At 71.9% G+C, this 14,703-nt stretch carries 16 protein-coding genes; 5 read left to right on the plus strand and 11 right to left on the minus strand.

The window, feature by feature from the left end; genetic code table 11:
• Positions 1–42: 42 nt before the first annotated feature.
• Positions 43–1,314 carry an MFS transporter gene (locus C1703_RS24850; RefSeq protein ID WP_114254933.1) on the minus strand — a complete coding sequence of 424 codons (1,272 nt, stop codon included), beginning with the start codon at positions 1,312–1,314 and terminating at the stop codon, positions 43–45.
• A gap of 63 nt (positions 1,315–1,377) precedes the next feature.
• Here C1703_RS24850 and C1703_RS24855 point away from each other — a divergent pair, with 63 nt between their 5' ends.
• Positions 1,378–2,328, plus strand: a complete 951-nt coding sequence (locus tag C1703_RS24855; protein WP_114254934.1) for a LysR family transcriptional regulator — start codon at positions 1,378–1,380, stop codon at positions 2,326–2,328.
• 97 nt (positions 2,329–2,425) lie between these two features.
• On the opposite strand, the gene C1703_RS24860 is transcribed toward C1703_RS24855, so the two are convergent.
• Positions 2,426–3,184: an alpha/beta hydrolase gene (locus tag C1703_RS24860; protein WP_114254935.1), complete on the minus strand. Its 759-nt coding sequence runs from the start codon at positions 3,182–3,184 to the stop codon at positions 2,426–2,428.
• Positions 3,185–3,307: 123 nt separating this feature from the next.
• On the opposite strand from C1703_RS24860, the gene C1703_RS24865 reads away from it, so the two are divergent.
• Entirely contained in the window at positions 3,308–4,465 is a 1,158-nt protein-coding gene (locus C1703_RS24865) for an adenosine deaminase (RefSeq protein ID WP_114254936.1), read from the plus strand.
• 141 nt (positions 4,466–4,606) lie between these two features.
• Positions 4,607–4,963, plus strand: coding sequence for an ATP-binding protein (locus C1703_RS24870; RefSeq protein WP_114254937.1), 357 nt, complete (start codon positions 4,607–4,609; stop codon positions 4,961–4,963).
• An 85-nt stretch (positions 4,964–5,048) separates the two neighbouring features.
• Here C1703_RS24870 and C1703_RS24875 read toward each other — a convergent pair whose 3' ends face one another.
• From C1703_RS24875 to afsQ1, 5 genes are all read right to left on the minus strand, one after another.
• Positions 5,049–5,261, minus strand: a complete 213-nt coding sequence (locus C1703_RS24875) for a PspC domain-containing protein (RefSeq protein ID WP_114257569.1) — start codon at positions 5,259–5,261, stop codon at positions 5,049–5,051.
• A gap of 63 nt (positions 5,262–5,324) precedes the next feature.
• Positions 5,325–5,909 (minus strand): VanZ family protein, encoded by a 585-nt coding sequence (locus C1703_RS24880; protein WP_114254938.1) that lies wholly within the window; start codon positions 5,907–5,909, stop codon positions 5,325–5,327.
• A gap of 85 nt (positions 5,910–5,994) precedes the next feature.
• Entirely contained in the window at positions 5,995–6,705 is a 711-nt protein-coding gene (locus C1703_RS24885) for a hypothetical protein (protein ID WP_232840581.1), read from the minus strand.
• On the minus strand, positions 6,705–8,309 hold the full coding sequence (locus C1703_RS24890; RefSeq protein ID WP_114254939.1) for a HAMP domain-containing sensor histidine kinase: 1,605 nt from the start codon (positions 8,307–8,309) through the stop codon (positions 6,705–6,707). The genes C1703_RS24885 and C1703_RS24890 overlap by 1 nt, the downstream gene beginning before the upstream one ends.
• A complete protein-coding gene (gene afsQ1, locus C1703_RS24895) occupies positions 8,306–8,983 on the minus strand; it encodes a two-component system response regulator AfsQ1 (RefSeq protein ID WP_010048893.1) in 678 nt (225 codons plus the stop codon). The genes C1703_RS24890 and afsQ1 overlap by 4 nt, the downstream gene beginning before the upstream one ends.
• 238 nt (positions 8,984–9,221) lie before the next feature.
• Between afsQ1 and C1703_RS24900 the strand changes: the two genes are divergently transcribed.
• A complete protein-coding gene (locus tag C1703_RS24900; RefSeq protein WP_114254940.1) occupies positions 9,222–9,977 on the plus strand; it encodes a SigE family RNA polymerase sigma factor in 756 nt (251 codons plus the stop codon).
• A gap of 158 nt (positions 9,978–10,135) precedes the next feature.
• Here the strand turns inward: C1703_RS24900 and C1703_RS24905 are convergent, their stop codons facing one another.
• Positions 10,136–10,795 carry a uridine kinase gene (locus tag C1703_RS24905; protein ID WP_114254941.1) on the minus strand — a complete coding sequence of 220 codons (660 nt, stop codon included), beginning with the start codon at positions 10,793–10,795 and terminating at the stop codon, positions 10,136–10,138.
• 101 nt (positions 10,796–10,896) lie between these two features.
• On the opposite strand from C1703_RS24905, the gene C1703_RS24910 reads away from it, so the two are divergent.
• Entirely contained in the window at positions 10,897–11,304 is a 408-nt protein-coding gene (locus C1703_RS24910) for a hypothetical protein (RefSeq protein ID WP_114254942.1), read from the plus strand.
• A gap of 70 nt (positions 11,305–11,374) precedes the next feature.
• Here C1703_RS24910 and C1703_RS24915 read toward each other — a convergent pair whose 3' ends face one another.
• Genes C1703_RS24915 through deoC form a run of 3 tightly spaced genes read right to left on the minus strand, consistent with a single transcriptional unit; the run spans position 11,375 to position 14,659 of the window.
• Positions 11,375–12,262, minus strand: a complete 888-nt coding sequence (locus C1703_RS24915; RefSeq protein WP_114254943.1) for an aldehyde dehydrogenase family protein — start codon at positions 12,260–12,262, stop codon at positions 11,375–11,377.
• Complete coding sequence (locus C1703_RS24920; RefSeq protein ID WP_114254944.1) at positions 12,255–13,691, minus strand: aldehyde dehydrogenase family protein; 1,437 nt, start codon at positions 13,689–13,691, stop codon at positions 12,255–12,257. Before C1703_RS24920 ends, C1703_RS24915 begins: the two co-directional genes overlap by 8 nt.
• A 5-nt stretch (positions 13,692–13,696) precedes the next feature.
• A complete protein-coding gene (gene deoC / locus C1703_RS24925) occupies positions 13,697–14,659 on the minus strand; it encodes a deoxyribose-phosphate aldolase (RefSeq protein WP_114254945.1) in 963 nt (320 codons plus the stop codon).
• Between the last annotated feature and the right edge of the window lie 44 nt (positions 14,660–14,703).

The raw sequence follows: 14,703 nt of genomic DNA on the forward strand, positions 1-14,703 counted from the left end.
CACTGACAACCGGCCCCGACCAGGGGGAACGGCCCGGCTCGCTCAGGCGGCCGTGGCGAGCCTGCGCTGCAGCCGCGCCGCCCGCGTCCCGAACACCGTGATCGTCACGACGCCGAGCACGGCGAGCAGCCCGACCCCGACGGTCCCCGGCCAGCCGCCCGCGTGGAAGGCGAGGGCGCCGACCGTGCTGCCGGCGCTGGAGCCGACGTAGTACGCGGACTGGTACAGCGCCGAGGCCTGGGCGCGACCGTGGGAGGCCGTCTTGCTGACCGCCGAGGAGGCCACCGCGTGGCCCGCGAAGAAGCCGCCGGTGATGAGGACCAGCCCCAGCAGGACCAGCGGGAGGGAGCCGGCGAGGGACAGCAGCAGGCCGGCGGCGGTCGTACCGCCGGCCGCGTACAGCGCGCCCCGGCGGCCCAGCCGGCCCACCAGGCGGCCGGCCGTCGACGCCGACACCGTACCGACGAGGTACACGAGGAAGACCGAGCCGATGATGCCCTGCGGCAGCGAGAACGGGGCCTCGGTCAGCCGGTAGCCGATGACCGTGTACACACCGCCGAACACCGTCATGAACAGCGCGCCGATCGCGTACAGCCGGCACAGCAGCGGGTTGGACAGGTGGGCGCGGACCGTCCGGGCCAGCACGCGCGGCCGCAGGGAGCCCGCCCTGAAGTTCCGCGGCGCCGGAAGCAGCACCCGGAAGGCCACCGCGCAGGCGACGGCGATCGCGCCGATCACCCCGACGGCGACCCGCCAGCCCCACTCCTGCGCGACCCAGCCGGTGATGACCCGGCCGCTCATCCCGCCGACGCTGTTGCCCGCGACGAACAGCCCGATCGCGGTGACCAGCGCCTTGGGGCTGACCTCCTCGGCGAGATACGCGGTCGCCGAGGCCGGCAGCCCGGCCAGGGCCGCGCCCTGGAGCGCCCGCAGCACGACCAGGACACCGAGCGAGGGGGCGAAGGGCACCAGCAGCCCGACGGTCACCGCCACCGCCAGCGAGGCCGTCATGACCGTCCGCCGTCCGAAGCGCTCCGACAGGGCGCTCATCGGCAGGACGAACAGCGCCAGCCCGCCCGTCGCGGCGGCCACCGTCCAGCTCGCGTCGCTCGCCGCCACCCCGAACTCGCCGGAGATCAGCGGGAGCAGCGCCTGCGTGGAGTACAGCAGCGCGAAGGTCGCGACACCCGCGAGGAAGAGGGCGAGGCTCATCCGGCGGTAGCCGGGCCCGCCCGGGGACATACGTGAGTCGACGGCAGGGACAGACGCTTCGGCGCCCACGGTGGTGGACGCCCCGGTACTGGCGGGAGACATGCCTCGAAAGTACGTACGCCGCCACTGATCCGTCCAATGCACGGAACGGTCATAATCGTTCCCATGCAGCATCAGCAGAGCTCACGGCGTCGCCTGTCACCAAGCAGTGACACAGAAGACATGACGATGTTGCTCGCGCCCCGCCTCGCGTACTTCGCCGGCGTCGCCCGCACCGAGCACGTCACCCGCGCCGCGCAGGAGATGAACGTCCCCCAGTCGACCCTCTCCCGGTCCATGGCCCGCCTGGAGCAGGACCTGGGGGTGGACCTCTTCGCCCGCCACGGCCGCACGGTCTCCCTCACCCCGGCCGGCCGCACCTTCCTCACCTCCGTCGAACGCGCTCTGGCCGAGATCGAGCGCGCCGCCGAGGAGGTGCGCGCCGACGCCGACCCCACCACCGGCAAGGTGGCCTTCGGCTTCCTGCACACCATGGGCGCCGAGACGGTCCCCGGCCTCCTCCAGGCCTTCCGCGCCGACCACCCGCGCGTGCGCTTCAGCCTCGTCCAGAACTACGGGGAGGCCATGCTCGAGCGCCTCCGCGCGGGCGAACTCGACCTCTGCCTGACCTCCCCGGTCCCGGACGCCCCCGACCTGGTCGCCCGCCGCCTGGACGAGCAGAAACTCCGCCTGGTCGTGCCCGCCGACCACTCCCTCGCCGGCCGCCGCCGCATCCGCCTCGCCGAGGCGGCCGACGAAACCTTCGTCACCCTCGAACCCGGCTACGGCCTCCGCCGCATCACCGACGACCTCTGCAAGGAGGCGGGCTTCAAGCCCCGCATCGCCTTCGAGGGCGAGGAGGCGGAGACCCTGCGCGGCCTGGTGGCGGCGGGCCTGGGAGTAGCCCTCCTGCCCCCACCGGCAGTCCCGCGCCCCGGGGTGGTGGAACTGACGGTCACGTCCCCCCGAGCGGCCCGCGAGATCGGCGTGGCCTGGCTGGAGGGCAGACCGGACACGCCTCCGGTGGCGGCGTTCAAGAAGTTCTTGCTTTCAAGGAGGGGAAGCCTGTTGCCCTGATGGGGGCGCGGGGCTGTATCGATGTGCGGTTCCGCCGCGTGGGCGCGACCAACCACCCACAACCCGCACCCCGAAGACCACAGGCACCCGAACGGCGCTACCGCCGCGAAGGACAGAACCCCGCAGCCAACGGCATCCGCAACCCCAACGGCGGCGGCGCGGCCAGCGCGTCCCGCACCGGCCGCGACACGGTCCGCCCGAACACCGCCCCCATCACGAAGTCCTCGGCCAGCGCCAGCACTTCGTCCCGGTACTGATTCAGCCCGTGCCCGTCCGCGTGCACTTCGAACCGGCACACATCCCGATTGGCCTTCTTCGCCCGCGCCGCCAGCCGGAACGACAACTCGGGATCCGTTCGTTCGTCGTTCGTGCCGTGCACGATCAGCACCTGCCGCCCGGCCAGCTGCTTCACCGGCTCGGGTGACGCCGCCACGTCCTCCTCCGGCAGCCAAGGGGCGAGCGCCAGCACGGAGTTGACCGCCTCGTGACCGGCCGCGCGCAGCGCCGCGCGACCGCCCATGCCGAGCCCGGCGAGGCAGACGGGGACGTCTCCGTAACGCCGTACGACCTCGTCGGCCGCCCATGCCGCGTCCCGCGCGAGATTCGCCTCGCTGCCGTTCCAGCCGCGGCAGCGGTAGTGCACCACGTGCACGGCGAGTCCCTCTTCCCGTCCGGCCCGGGCCAGGCGGCGTCCCAGGGCCCGTACGGAGGCGGTCGCGAGCATGGGCGACGGTCTGCGGCCGGAGAGCTCAACGCCGCCGGGCAGCAGCAGCACCACGCCGCTCACCGCCGTCGGCTCCGGACCGAGTGACCTGCCCAGCCGGGCCCTGCGAACCGGCGTCGCTTGGTGTGCCATGACAGAACAGTGTCAGAAGCGTGGGTGTACTCCACCCGTCCTCGGGGTCACCGTTACGTATCGACGGAAACGTCAACCTTCCGAGCCCGCGCGATCTACGCGCGTAGGAGTTAGAGTGCGGAAATGACGAGCCAGACCATCGCGAACACCCCGACACCGGACCAGATCCACCGGGCGCCCAAGGTCCTGCTGCACGATCATCTCGACGGCGGACTGCGCCCCGCCACCATCGTCGAACTCGCCCGCGACAGCGGCTACTCCCAGCTCCCCGACACCGACCCGGAGAAGCTCGGCGTCTGGTTCCGCGAGGCCGCCGACTCCGGTTCCCTGGAGCGGTACCTGGAGACGTTCTCGCACACCGTCGGCGTCATGCAGACCCGCGACGCCCTGGTCCGGGTCGCCGCCGAGTGCGCCGAGGACCTCGCCGCGGACGGTGTCGTCTACGCCGAGGTGCGCTACGCCCCCGAACAGCACCTGGAGGGCGGCCTGAGCCTCGAAGAGGTCGTCGAGGCCGTCAACGAGGGCTTCCGGGAAGGGGAGCGGCGCGCCCGGGAGAACGGTCAGCGCATCCGCGTGGGCGCCCTCCTCACCGCCATGCGGCACGCCGCCCGGGCCCTGGAGATCGCCGAACTCGCCAACCGGTACCGGGACCTGGGCGTCGTCGGCTTCGACATCGCGGGTGCCGAGGCCGGCTACCCGCCCACCCGGCACCTGGACGCCTTCGAGTACCTCAAGCGCGAGAACAACCACTTCACCATCCACGCCGGCGAGGCGTTCGGGCTGCCGTCCATCTGGCAGGCCCTCCAGTGGTGCGGCGCCGACCGGCTCGGGCACGGCGTGCGGATCATCGACGACATCCAGGTCCACGAGGACGGCCGGGTCGAACTGGGGCGGCTCGCCTCCTACGTCCGCGACAAGCGCATCCCGCTGGAGCTGTGCCCGAGCTCCAACCTCCAGACCGGGGCCGCCTCCTCCTACGCCGAGCACCCCATCGGGCTGCTGCGCCGGCTGCACTTCCGGGCCACGGTCAACACGGACAACCGCCTGATGTCCCACACCAGCATGAGCCGGGAATTCGAGCACCTTGTCGAGGCGTTCGGTTACACGCTCGACGACATGCAGTGGTTCTCCGTCAATGCGATGAAATCAGCGTTCATTCCTTTCGATGAACGACTGGCCATGATCAATGACGTGATCAAGCCCGGTTATGCCGAGCTGAAATCCGAATGGCTGTTCCGGCAGACGGCCTCTACCAGCGGTTCTGCGAATACCGAGGGCTGATCCGAGGGATATCTGAGCACAGGGAATGCGGGCCGCGTTCACAATCCGTCCGCATTTCGATGTTTGCGGCGGACGGCGCCGCGTGACTACGGTCGCGGGACCGCTCACACACCCCGTCATCCCATTACGAGGACGCATTTCATGAAGCAGTCTGCTGCCAAGTCCCTCGGTGTCGCCGCTCTCGGTGCCGCCTTCGCCGCCGCCGGTGCGGGCGCCGCCAACGCCGCCGCCCCGGCCCTGCCGGACACCGCCCGGACGCTGGAGACCGCCACCGCGGCGCTCCCGGCGGAGCAGCTCTCCCAGACGCTGCCGGGCTCGGGCGAGGCGCTGGGCCAGGGGCAGACGGCGACCAGCGCCGGTCTCGCCGCCGCCCAGCCGGTCGCCGAGCAGCTGCTCGCCGAGGGTCCGACCGGCCCGGCCGCCAAGCTGCTCGGCGGGCTCCCGGTGCAGGGCCTGCCCACGCACGGCCTGCCGGTGAACGGCGTTCCGGTCGGCTGACCCTCCCGCCGAGGCGGACACACACGCCGATGGGGCGCATCCCTGGGCACAGGGTGCGCCCCATCGGCGTGCTCGCGTACGGGCGTTACCAGGCCGTCTGCGCCTTGTTGCGCGCCTTGTCCTCGGAGGGGAACAGGATCCACAGCGCGATGTACAGCAGGAACTGCGGTCCGGGCAGCAGGCACGAGACCAGGAAGATCACCCGCATCGTCGTCGCGGAGGTGCCGAAGCGCTGGGCCAGCGCGGCGCACACTCCGCCGATCATGCGGCCGTGGGTGGGGCGGGCGAGGCGGGACATGTGCGACTCCTTCGACGTCGGTGCGTGAGGCATCTCGTCCGAGTACCCCATCTGCACTCCACGCTACGGAGACGAAGGGGGCAAAGCGTCGCTCCACGGGGCGATCCCGACCCTGGGAATCGTCGGGGTCCGACCCTGAGCCGGCTCCTCCGGGACCAGGGGCGTGCGGGGCGGGCGCGCGGTGGTGCGGCGGCGCAGCCAGGAGCGGCCGGCGGGAACCAGCGCGAGGTGCGCGAGGGCCACGCCCGCGGTGTTCAGGAACAGCGAGTCGACGTCGACGACCTGGCCGGGGACACCGGTCTGCAGCAGTTCGATGCCCAGCGACAGCAGGGCGCCGGCCGCGACGGTGCGCAGCAGGGACGCCAGCGGCGAGACGAACAGCCTGCCGCTCGCCATCGGCAGCAGCACGCCCAGCGGGGCGAGCAGGGCCAGCTTCTCGCCGATGTGGCGGGCCGCCTCCGGCCAGCCCAGGGCGAGATCGGCTCTGACCCCGGCGAACGGCCGCAGGTTGGCGGGCATCACCCAGGGAACGTCCAGCGGCCGCAGCGTGAACCAGGCGACGAACGCGAGGTGTGCGACGAGGAGGACACCTCCTGTCACACGGATGCGGAACGCGGCGCTGCCGCCGATGGAGCCTTGACGCTGCACGCCCCCCAAGACGCGGTCTCCGGCAGGATCGGTTCCGGGATGCCCCCCGATCCGGCGGTGAGGCATGCGCCACAGCCCGCCCGGCTCACTCCCCGGCCACGTCCTTCGACGGCGGTTCCGTGCCGCCCGGGCGCGCCCGTACCTCGTCGGTGCACTGGTAGCGGCGCGGGGACTCGGCCCCGGGGCCGCCCAGGACCACCGAGCCGTCGCCCTGGGCGGCGGCCGAGTCGGAGAAGGTGCAGACGATCTGCGCGAGCGCGTACGAGGTGAGGGCGTCCGGCGCCATGCTCAGCCGCAGCGTGTCCTCCGGGTCGCCGGCCCGGGGCCGGCCCACGGTGATGCCGCCGCGCACGTCCGTGCTGTAGCCGGCCTCCTTCTCGGCGGGCGACGGCGACTGCGCGAGCTGGTCCAGCAGGCCCTGCGCCACCAGCATGCGCCGCTCGGAGTCGGCCGCGCCGTCCGGGACCCGCACGGTCCGGTCGACGGTCACCAGCGACGACCCGCACAGCAGGAAGACCTGGACCGGCAGCCCCCGCGCGGCCTGGGCCGACACGTCCGGCTCGGCCAGCGAGCACCGCACCCGCGAGGGCGCGGGCCCGAAGTTCGTCGGCACCTCCGTGGCCCGGATCCCGCAGCCGGCGAGCAGCACGGCGAGCAAGGGAAGGGCGACCAGACGGGACACGGCCCGCGCGCGGGGCGCCGCGCCGTCCCGGCGGGCGGGTGTGTCGGCCGCGACGGTTGACTCGGCCGCGACGGGTGTGTCGGCCGCGGCCCGCGGACGTCGTCGTACGAGCATCAGGCGTCCCCCTTCGAGTCCTCGCCCTGGGGCCGGCCGGCGTCCTGGTCCGGCGTCTGCCCGTCCTCGGCGGGCGGTTCCGCCGTCGCCGACGCGTCCCGCGGGAGCCGCAGCGTGAACACCGCGCCGGAGTCCGGCGAGTTGGCCGCGGTGATCTCGCCGCCGTGGATGTGGGCGTTCTCCAGGGCGATGGACAGGCCCAGGCCGCTGCCCTCGGAGCGCGGCCGGGAGGCGCTGGCCTTGTAGAAGCGGTCGAAGACGTGCGGCAGGACGTCCTCGGGGATGCCGGGCCCGTGGTCCTGCACCTCGATGACGATCGAGTCGTCCGCCTCCCGTACGGACACCCGCACCGGGGAGCCGCCGTGCTTGAGCGCGTTGCCGATGAGGTTGGCCAGGATGACGTCCAGGCGGCGCGGATCGATGCGGGCGTGGATACCGCGCTCGGCGTCCAGCTCGACCGCGTCCAGCCAGGCGCGGGCGTCGATGCAGGCGGTGATCTGGTCGGCGATGTCGACGTCGTCCAGGACGAGCCGGGCGGTGCCCGCGTCGAAGCGGGTGACCTCCATCAGGTTCTCGACCAGGTCGTTCAGTCGCCGCGTCTCGCTGACCACCAGCCGGACGGCCGGCTCGATCATCGGGTCCATGCTGCCGGTCTCCGCCTCCAGCTCCTCCTCCAGCACCTCCGTGACGGCGGTGATGGCGGTCAGCGGCGTGCGCAGCTCATGGCTCATGTCCGCCACGAACCGCCGGGACGCCTCGTCCCGCGCGGCCATGTCGGCGACCCGTTTCTCCAGCGCCTCGGCCGCGTTGTTGAACGTCCGCGACAGATCGGCCAGTTCGTCCGTCCCGGACACCCTGAGCCGGGTGTCCAGCTTGCCCTCGCCGAGCCGCCGCGCGGCCGTGCCGAGACGCTGCACCGGCTTCAGCACGGTCGTCGCGGCGGCCTGCGCGAGCAGCGCCGAGCCGATCAGCGCGAGACCCGTCGCGATCCCCAGCGACCAGGCCAGCGAGTTGAGGTCCTTGGCCTCCGGCTCCAGCGACTTGAGCATGTACCCGGTCGGGCCGCCGCCGATCACACGCGTGCCGGCCACCAGGTACGGGGTGTCGTCGTCGACGACCCGCTGCCAGTACAGGTGGTACGGGTGCTTGTTGGCCCCGTCGATCTTCTGCCTCTTGTTCACCGCCGTGCGCAGCGAGACCGGCACGTCCCGCAGCGAGAAGCCGCTGAGCCCGCCGGAGCTGCCGTAGACGGTCCTGCCGTCGGCGTTGGTGGCGACCAGCAGCACGCTGAAGCGCTGGTCGCTGCCCGCCATCTGGCCCGCGGTGTGCTGCAGCTCGTCCTGTGTCGGATGCTCGGGCAGCGCGCTCGCCCGGTTCTGCATCTCCTGCTCGAAGTCGCGCAGCACGGCGTCCTGGGTGCGGGTGAGCACGGCCTCGCGGTTGAGCCAGTACGCGATGCCGGACGCGGACACGGCCGCCGTCAGGGCCACCAGGCCGAAGACGAGGACCAACCTCAGCCGCAGGCTCGTGAAGCGCAGCCGCGACGAAACTCCCTTGCGCGCCGCGGTCCAGCCGCGGTCCCCCCCTTGGTGCCGCTGTGTCACTGAGGCGGATCCAGTCGGTAGCCGACACCCCGCACGGTACGGATCAGCGTCGGGGACGACGGCACGTCCTCGACCTTGGCGCGCAGCCGCTGGACACAGGCGTCCACCAGCCGCGAGTCGCCCAGGTAGTCGTGCTCCCACACCAGCCGCAGCAGCTGCTGCCGGGACAGCGCCTGCCCCGGCCGGCGGCTCAGCTCCAGCAGCAGCCGCAGCTCCGTCGGCGTGAGCTGGAGGTCCTCGCCGTTCTTCGTCACGGTCATCGCCGAGCGGTCGATGACGAGGCTGCCGAACGTCGCCGCGTCGTTGGACTCCCGTTCGCCGCGCCGCAGCACGGCCCGGATCCGGGCGTCCAGCACCCGCCCCTGCACCGGTTTGACGACGTAGTCGTCGGCGCCGGACTCCAGCCCGACGACGACGTCGATGTCGTCGCTGCGCGCGGTCAGCAGGATGATCGGCAACTGGTCCGTGCGCCGGATGCGCCGGCACACCTCGAACCCGTCGATGCCGGGCAGCATCACGTCCAGCACGATCAGATCCGGCCGCTGCTCGCGCAGCAGCTTCAGACCGTCCTCACCACTGGCAGCGGTCGCCACGCGGTGACCCTGGCGCGTCAGAGAGAGCTCCAGGGCCGTCCGGATGGCGTCGTCGTCCTCGATCAGCAACAGGGAAGGCACGGGCTCATTCTGGCCCATGGAGGGCGCGGGGTTCGACCTGTGGGCCGAGATGGGGCCCGCGCCTGCCGCCGACGCCTGTGCGCGACGTGTGGCAGGCCTGTGGCCGACCCCTGTGACAGGTCTGTGACAGTCGGCGGACACGGCCATGAAAGTGCCGCGGCAAGCTTTTCGGCACAGGCAAGGAAGCCCGCCCGACCGGCGGGCCGCACACCGGTAAGTCCACGACGGGGGGCGCGAGATGAACACGCTGCACGGCACCACCACCAGCGCAGTGATCACGCGTCTGCACGACGTGCACCGGGGTTCGGAGAAGTCCGGTGCCGTGAGCGGGCGGGGGTGCGCTCGCGGCACCGGGCGTCAGCACACCGCGTTCATGACGGTGGTTGACGCGCACACGGGGGAGAGCAAGGGGACGGGGGCGGTTCACGGGGGAACCGCGTACAGGGAGGACTCGGGGGAGGGTCGTTCGCTGACGGAGGCGGAGTTCACCGCCTACGTCCAGGAGCGCCGCGCCTCCCTGTACGCCACCGCCTACCACCTCACCGGCGACCGCTTCGAGGCCGAGGACCTGCTGCAGAGCGCGCTGTTCTCGACCTACCGGGCGTGGGACCGGATCAGTGACAAGGCCGCGGTCGGCGGATACCTCCGCCGCACCATGACCAACCTGCACATCAGCGCCTGGCGGCGCCGCAAGCTCAACGAGTACCCGACCGAGGAACTGCCGGAGACGCCCGGCGACACGGACGCGATGCGCGGCACCGAGCTGCGCGCGGTCCTGTGGCAGGCGCTGGCCCGGCTGCCCGAGCTCCAGCGCACCATGCTGGTCCTGCGCTACTACGAGGGCCGCACGGACCCGGAGATCGCGGAGATCCTCGACATCAGTGTCGGCACGGTGAAGTCCAGCATCTGGCGGTCGCTCCGCCGGCTGCGCGAGGACGAGGTCCTCAGCTTCGGCCGTGACGAGGAGGACGCCTTCGGCGAGCTCGTCGCCTGAGGGTACGGGGGGAAGCACCACACGGGGGCCCACGGGGGACCTGCGGAGACGCTGGGGGGCGTCTCCGTGGGAAGTGGGGGACACGGGGGAGCACCAGAGCGGGACTGGAGGGCCGGGGGGTCCGTCCAGTCCCGCTTTTTCGTGTGCGTACCGTCCGCTCAGGCCGCCGTGCGCAGGCTCGCGCAGCGGCCGGCGGCGGCCGCCGCCAGCCGGCCCATCGCCTCGTCGCGGTCGCAGGCGTGCGCGCCCAGCGCGGTCTGGCGGGCGACGATCGAGCGTTCCTGCCGCATCAGGCGCCAGCCGCGGCGCAGCAGGAACGGCACCGACTTGCGGCCCTCCCGCAGATCCCGCAGGAAGCGGCGGCGGAAGGTCTTCACCGGGCCACGGCTCAGGCACAGCGCGTCGGCGAGGACACCCAGCTCCTGGCAGCGCCGGACGATGTCGGCGGCGAAGACGCCCTCCGCGACGAACAGCGGGGTCCGCCCGATCTCGATCGTCTCCTCGCCGGTACGGGCGCTGAGGGCGATGTCGTAGAGGGGCACGCGCGCCCGGCCCGTGCGGCACAGGTCGGTGATCGCGGCGACGGCCGCGTCCGCGTCCCACGAGTCCGGATGGTCCCAGTCGATGTCGGAACTCCCCGCCACCAGGGGCAGCGTCGGGTCGTCGCCCTCCTTGTAGAAGTCGTCGAGCCGCAGCACCGGGAGGCCGGAGCGGGCCGCGAGGAGGGACTTGCCGGAGCCTGAAGGGCCGCAGAGCAGCACGACTCGCGTCGGTATGGGCAGAGGGGAACTCACGGGACACCAGTGTGAGGCATCCATCGGGGGCCGTACGACCCCGCGGGTCGCCTTTGATGCGCGCGTCACACCTCAATTACCCTTTGTGTCGTTTCGGTTACCGAGTGCATCAGAAGGTGGCAGCGATGGCCCGACACGACTCACCCAAGAAGCCGACCGCCCGGCGCGCCCTGGCCGTCCTCGCGACCGCGGGAGCGGCGCTGGGGGCGGGTACGGCGACGGCCGCGGCGGACGCCGAGTCGGTCCTGGGCGTGGTCAACACCCGGCCCACCTCCCTCGGCAGGATCGACCCCCAGTCCGGTCTCCAGGCCACCACCGGCACCCTCGGCTATGTCACCGGCCCCGTGGCCGGCCTCAAGCCCAACCCGCTCGCCGGCACGGGAGTCGACCCGCTCGACAACGGCGTCGGCACCCAGCTCGCCGACTTCAAGCCGATGACGTCCCAGGCGCTGACGGGACCGGTGGCGCAGGCCCAGTCGATCGCGGGCATCCCGGTGGTGGGGCAGGCGGCCGGGCTGCTGTCGCAGCAGTAGGCGCGCACGCGAAGAAGCCCCGGCCCTCCCGGACGGAGGAGAGCCGGGGCTTCGGCTGTGGGGCGCCTGGCTAGTACGACGAACCCGACGCGCCCAGCGAACCCGTGGGGTGCCAGACCGTCTTGGTCTCCAGGAACGCCGTCATGCGGTCGATGCCCGGGGTCTGCGCGTAATCCACAGGCTGTGGACGGAGCACGCGCTTGAGGTTGTCGGCCGCGGCGATCTCCAGCTCCTTCGCCAGGGCCTCGTCGGCGCCCGCGAGGTCGATCGCGTTGACGTCCTGGTGGGCGGCGAGCGGAGCGGCGATCTCCGCCGTGCGGCCCGACAGGACGTTGACCACGCCGCCGGGGACGTCCGAGGTGGCCAGCACCTCGGCCAGGGACAGCGCGGGCAGCGGGGCCTTCTCGCTGGCCACCACGACCGCCGTGTTGCCCGTGGCGATCACCGGGGCGAGCACCGACACCAGGCCCAGGAAGGACGACTCCTGGGGCGCCAGCACCGCCACCACGCCCGTCGGCTCGGGGGAGGACAGGTTGAAGAACGGGCCCGCGACCGGGTTGCCGCCGCCGACCACCTGGGCGATCTTGTCGGTCCAGCCCGCGTACCAGACCCAGCGGTCGATCGTCGCGTCCACGACCACGGCGGCCTTGGACTTGCCCAGGCCCTCCGCGTCGGCCACCTCGCGCACGAACTGGTCCCGGCGGCCCTCCAGCATCTCGGCCACGCGGTAGAGCACCTGGCCGCGGTTGTACGCCGTCGCCCCCGACCAGCCGCCGAACGCCTTGCGGGCCGCGACGACCGCGTCCCGGGCGTCCTTGCGGGAGGAGAGGGGCGCGTTGGCCAGCCAGTTGCCCTTTGCGTCGGTCACCTCGTACACCCGGCCGCTCTCGGAACGCGGGAACTTGCCGCCCACGTACAGCTTGTAGGTCTTGAGGACACTGAGTCGCGTGTCAGACATCGAGGTACGCCTCCAGGCCGTGGCGGCCGCCCTCGCGGCCGAAGCCCGACTCCTTGTAGCCGCCGAACGGCGAGGTCGGGTCGAACTTGTTGAACGTGTTGGACCAGACGACACCCGCGCGGAGCTTGTTCGCGACCGCCAGGATGCGCGAGCCCTTCTCCGTCCAGATCCCGGCGGACAGGCCGTACGGCGTGTTGTTGGCCTTGGCGACGGCCTCGTCCGGCGTGCGGAACGTCAGCACCGACAGCACCGGGCCGAAGATCTCGTCCCGGGCGATCCGGTGCGCCTGGGTGACGTTCGTGAACAGCGTCGGCGCGAACCAGTAGCCGCTCTCCGGCAGTTCGCAGGCCGGGGACCAGCGTTCGGCGCCCTCCGCCTCGCCCTGCTCGACGAGCGAGGTGATGCGCGTGAGCTGCTCCTCGGAGTTGATCGCGCCGATGTCCGTGTTCTTGTCCAGCGGGTCGCCGAGGCGGAGCGTGGAGAGCCGGCGCTTCAGGGAGTCCAGCAGCTCGTCCTGGATCGACTCCTGGACCAGCAGACGGCTGCCCGCGCAGCAGACCTGGCCCTGGTTGAAGAAGATGCCGTTGACGATGCCCTCGACGGCCTGGTCGATCGGGGCGTCGTCGAAGACGATGTTGGCGCCCTTGCCGCCCAGCTCCAGGGTGACCTTCTTGCGGGTCCCGGCGACCGTGCGGGCGATCTCCTTGCCGACGGCGGTGGAGCCGGTGAAGGCCACCTTGTTCACGTCCGGGTGGGCCACCAGCGCCGCGCCCGTGTCGCCGTAGCCCGGGAGGATGTTGACGACGCCCTTGGGCAGGCCCGCCTGGCGGCAGATGTCCGCGAAGAACAGGGCCGAGAGGGGGGTCGTCTCGGCGGGCTTCAGGACGACCGTGTTGCCCGTCGCCAGGGCCGGGGCGATCTTCCACGCCAGCATCAGCAGCGGGAAGTTCCAGGGGATGACCTGGCCCGCGACACCGAGCGGCCGGGGGTTCGCGCCGAAGCCCGCGTGGTCGAGCTTGTCGGCCCAGCCCGCGTAGTAGAAGAAGTGCGCGGCGACCAGGGGGAGGTCCGCGTCGCGCGTCTCCTTGATCGGCTTGCCGTTGTCAAGGGTCTCGAGAACGGCCAGCTCGCGGGAGCGCTCCTGGATGATCCGCGCGATGCGGAACAGGTACTTGGCGCGCTCCGAGCCGGGCAGCGCCGACCACTTCTCGAACGCCCTGCGCGCGGCCTTCACCGCGCGGTCGACGTCCTCGGAACCGGCCTGCGCGATCTCCGACAGAACCTCCTCGGTGGACGGGGAGACGGTCTTGAAGACCTTGCCGTCCGCCGCCTCGACGAACTCGCCGTCGATGAACAGGCCGTAGGAGGGCGCGATGTCGACGATCGCACGCGACTCGGGGGCCGGGGCGTATGCGAATACCGATGCCATGGTGATCAGTCCACCGTCACGTAGTCGGGACCGGAGTAGCGGCCGGTGGCCAGCTTCTGGCGCTGCATCAGCAGGTCGTTCAGCAGCGAGGAGGCGCCGAAGCGGAACCAGTGGTTGTCCAGCCAGTCCTCGCCCGCCGTCTCGTTGACCAGCACGAGGAACTTGACGGCGTCCTTGGAGGTGCGGATGCCGCCGGCCGGCTTCACGCCCACCTGGATGCCGGTCTGCGCCCGGAAGTCACGCACCGCCTCCAGCATCAGCAGCGTGTTCGCCGGGGTCGCGTTGACCGCGACCTTGCCGGTCGAGGTCTTGATGAAGTCCGCCCCCGCCAGCATGCCGAGCCAGCTCGCGCGGCGGATGTTGTCGTAGGTCGAGAGCTCGCCCGTCTCGAAGATGACCTTCAGGCGCGCGGACGTGCCGCAGGCCTCCTTCACGGCCGTGATCTCGTCGTACACCTTCAAGTATCGGCCCGCGAGGAACGCCCCGCGGTCGATGACCATGTCGATCTCGTCGGCGCCCGCGGCGACGGCCTCGCGGACATCCGCCAGCTTGACGGTGAGCGGGGCGCGGCCGGCCGGGAACGCCGTGGCCACCGAGGCGACCTTCACGCCGGAGCCGGCGACGGCCTCCTTGGCCACGGCCACCATGTCGGGGTAGACGCAGACCGCGGCCGTGCTGGGCGTCGTACGGTCGGTCGGGTCGGGCTTGACCGCCTTCGCGCCGAGCGCCCGGACCTTGCCCGGGGTGTCCGCGCCTTCCAGCGTCGTCAGGTCGACCATCGAGATGGCGAGGTCGATCGCGTACGCCTTCGCGGTCGTCTTGATCGAACGGGTGCCGAGGGAGGCCGCGCGCCCCTCGAGCCCGACCGCGTCGACGCCCGGAAGCCCGTGGAGGAAGCGGCGCAGCGCGCTGTCGGACGCGGTGACGTCCTTGAGGGGGTGAGCTGCGGTGAGTGCAGAACTGGGCATGGTCACCAGACGAGCATATCTACGCGCGTAGCGGCTGTACAGCC

Origin of the sequence: Streptomyces sp. Go-475 (genome assembly GCF_003330845.1) — a bacterium.
Taxonomy (GTDB): Bacteria; Actinomycetota; Actinomycetes; order Streptomycetales; family Streptomycetaceae; genus Streptomyces.

What these genes read in the sequence shown, in the direction of transcription:
- C1703_RS24850 (WP_114254933.1), bottom strand. Translation starts at nt 1,314, where the DNA reads ATGTCTCCCGCCAGTACCGGGGCGTCCACCACCGTGGGCGCCGAAGCG.
- C1703_RS24855 (WP_114254934.1), top strand. Translation starts at nt 1,378, where the DNA reads ATGCAGCATCAGCAGAGCTCACGGCGTCGCCTGTCACCAAGCAGTGAC.
- C1703_RS24860 (WP_114254935.1), bottom strand. Translation starts at nt 3,184, where the DNA reads ATGGCACACCAAGCGACGCCGGTTCGCAGGGCCCGGCTGGGCAGGTCA.
- C1703_RS24865 (WP_114254936.1), top strand. Translation starts at nt 3,308, where the DNA reads ATGACGAGCCAGACCATCGCGAACACCCCGACACCGGACCAGATCCAC.
- C1703_RS24870 (WP_114254937.1), top strand. Translation starts at nt 4,607, where the DNA reads ATGAAGCAGTCTGCTGCCAAGTCCCTCGGTGTCGCCGCTCTCGGTGCC.
- C1703_RS24875 (WP_114257569.1), bottom strand. Translation starts at nt 5,261, where the DNA reads ATGTCCCGCCTCGCCCGCCCCACCCACGGCCGCATGATCGGCGGAGTG.
- C1703_RS24885 (WP_232840581.1), bottom strand. Translation starts at nt 6,705, where the DNA reads ATGCTCGTACGACGACGTCCGCGGGCCGCGGCCGACACACCCGTCGCG.
- C1703_RS24900 (WP_114254940.1), top strand. Translation starts at nt 9,222, where the DNA reads ATGAACACGCTGCACGGCACCACCACCAGCGCAGTGATCACGCGTCTG.
- C1703_RS24905 (WP_114254941.1), bottom strand. Translation starts at nt 10,795, where the DNA reads ATGGATGCCTCACACTGGTGTCCCGTGAGTTCCCCTCTGCCCATACCG.
- C1703_RS24910 (WP_114254942.1), top strand. Translation starts at nt 10,897, where the DNA reads ATGGCCCGACACGACTCACCCAAGAAGCCGACCGCCCGGCGCGCCCTG.
- C1703_RS24915 (WP_114254943.1), bottom strand. Translation starts at nt 12,262, where the DNA reads ATGTCTGACACGCGACTCAGTGTCCTCAAGACCTACAAGCTGTACGTG.
- C1703_RS24920 (WP_114254944.1), bottom strand. Translation starts at nt 13,691, where the DNA reads ATGGCATCGGTATTCGCATACGCCCCGGCCCCCGAGTCGCGTGCGATC.
- deoC (WP_114254945.1), bottom strand. Translation starts at nt 14,659, where the DNA reads ATGCCCAGTTCTGCACTCACCGCAGCTCACCCCCTCAAGGACGTCACC.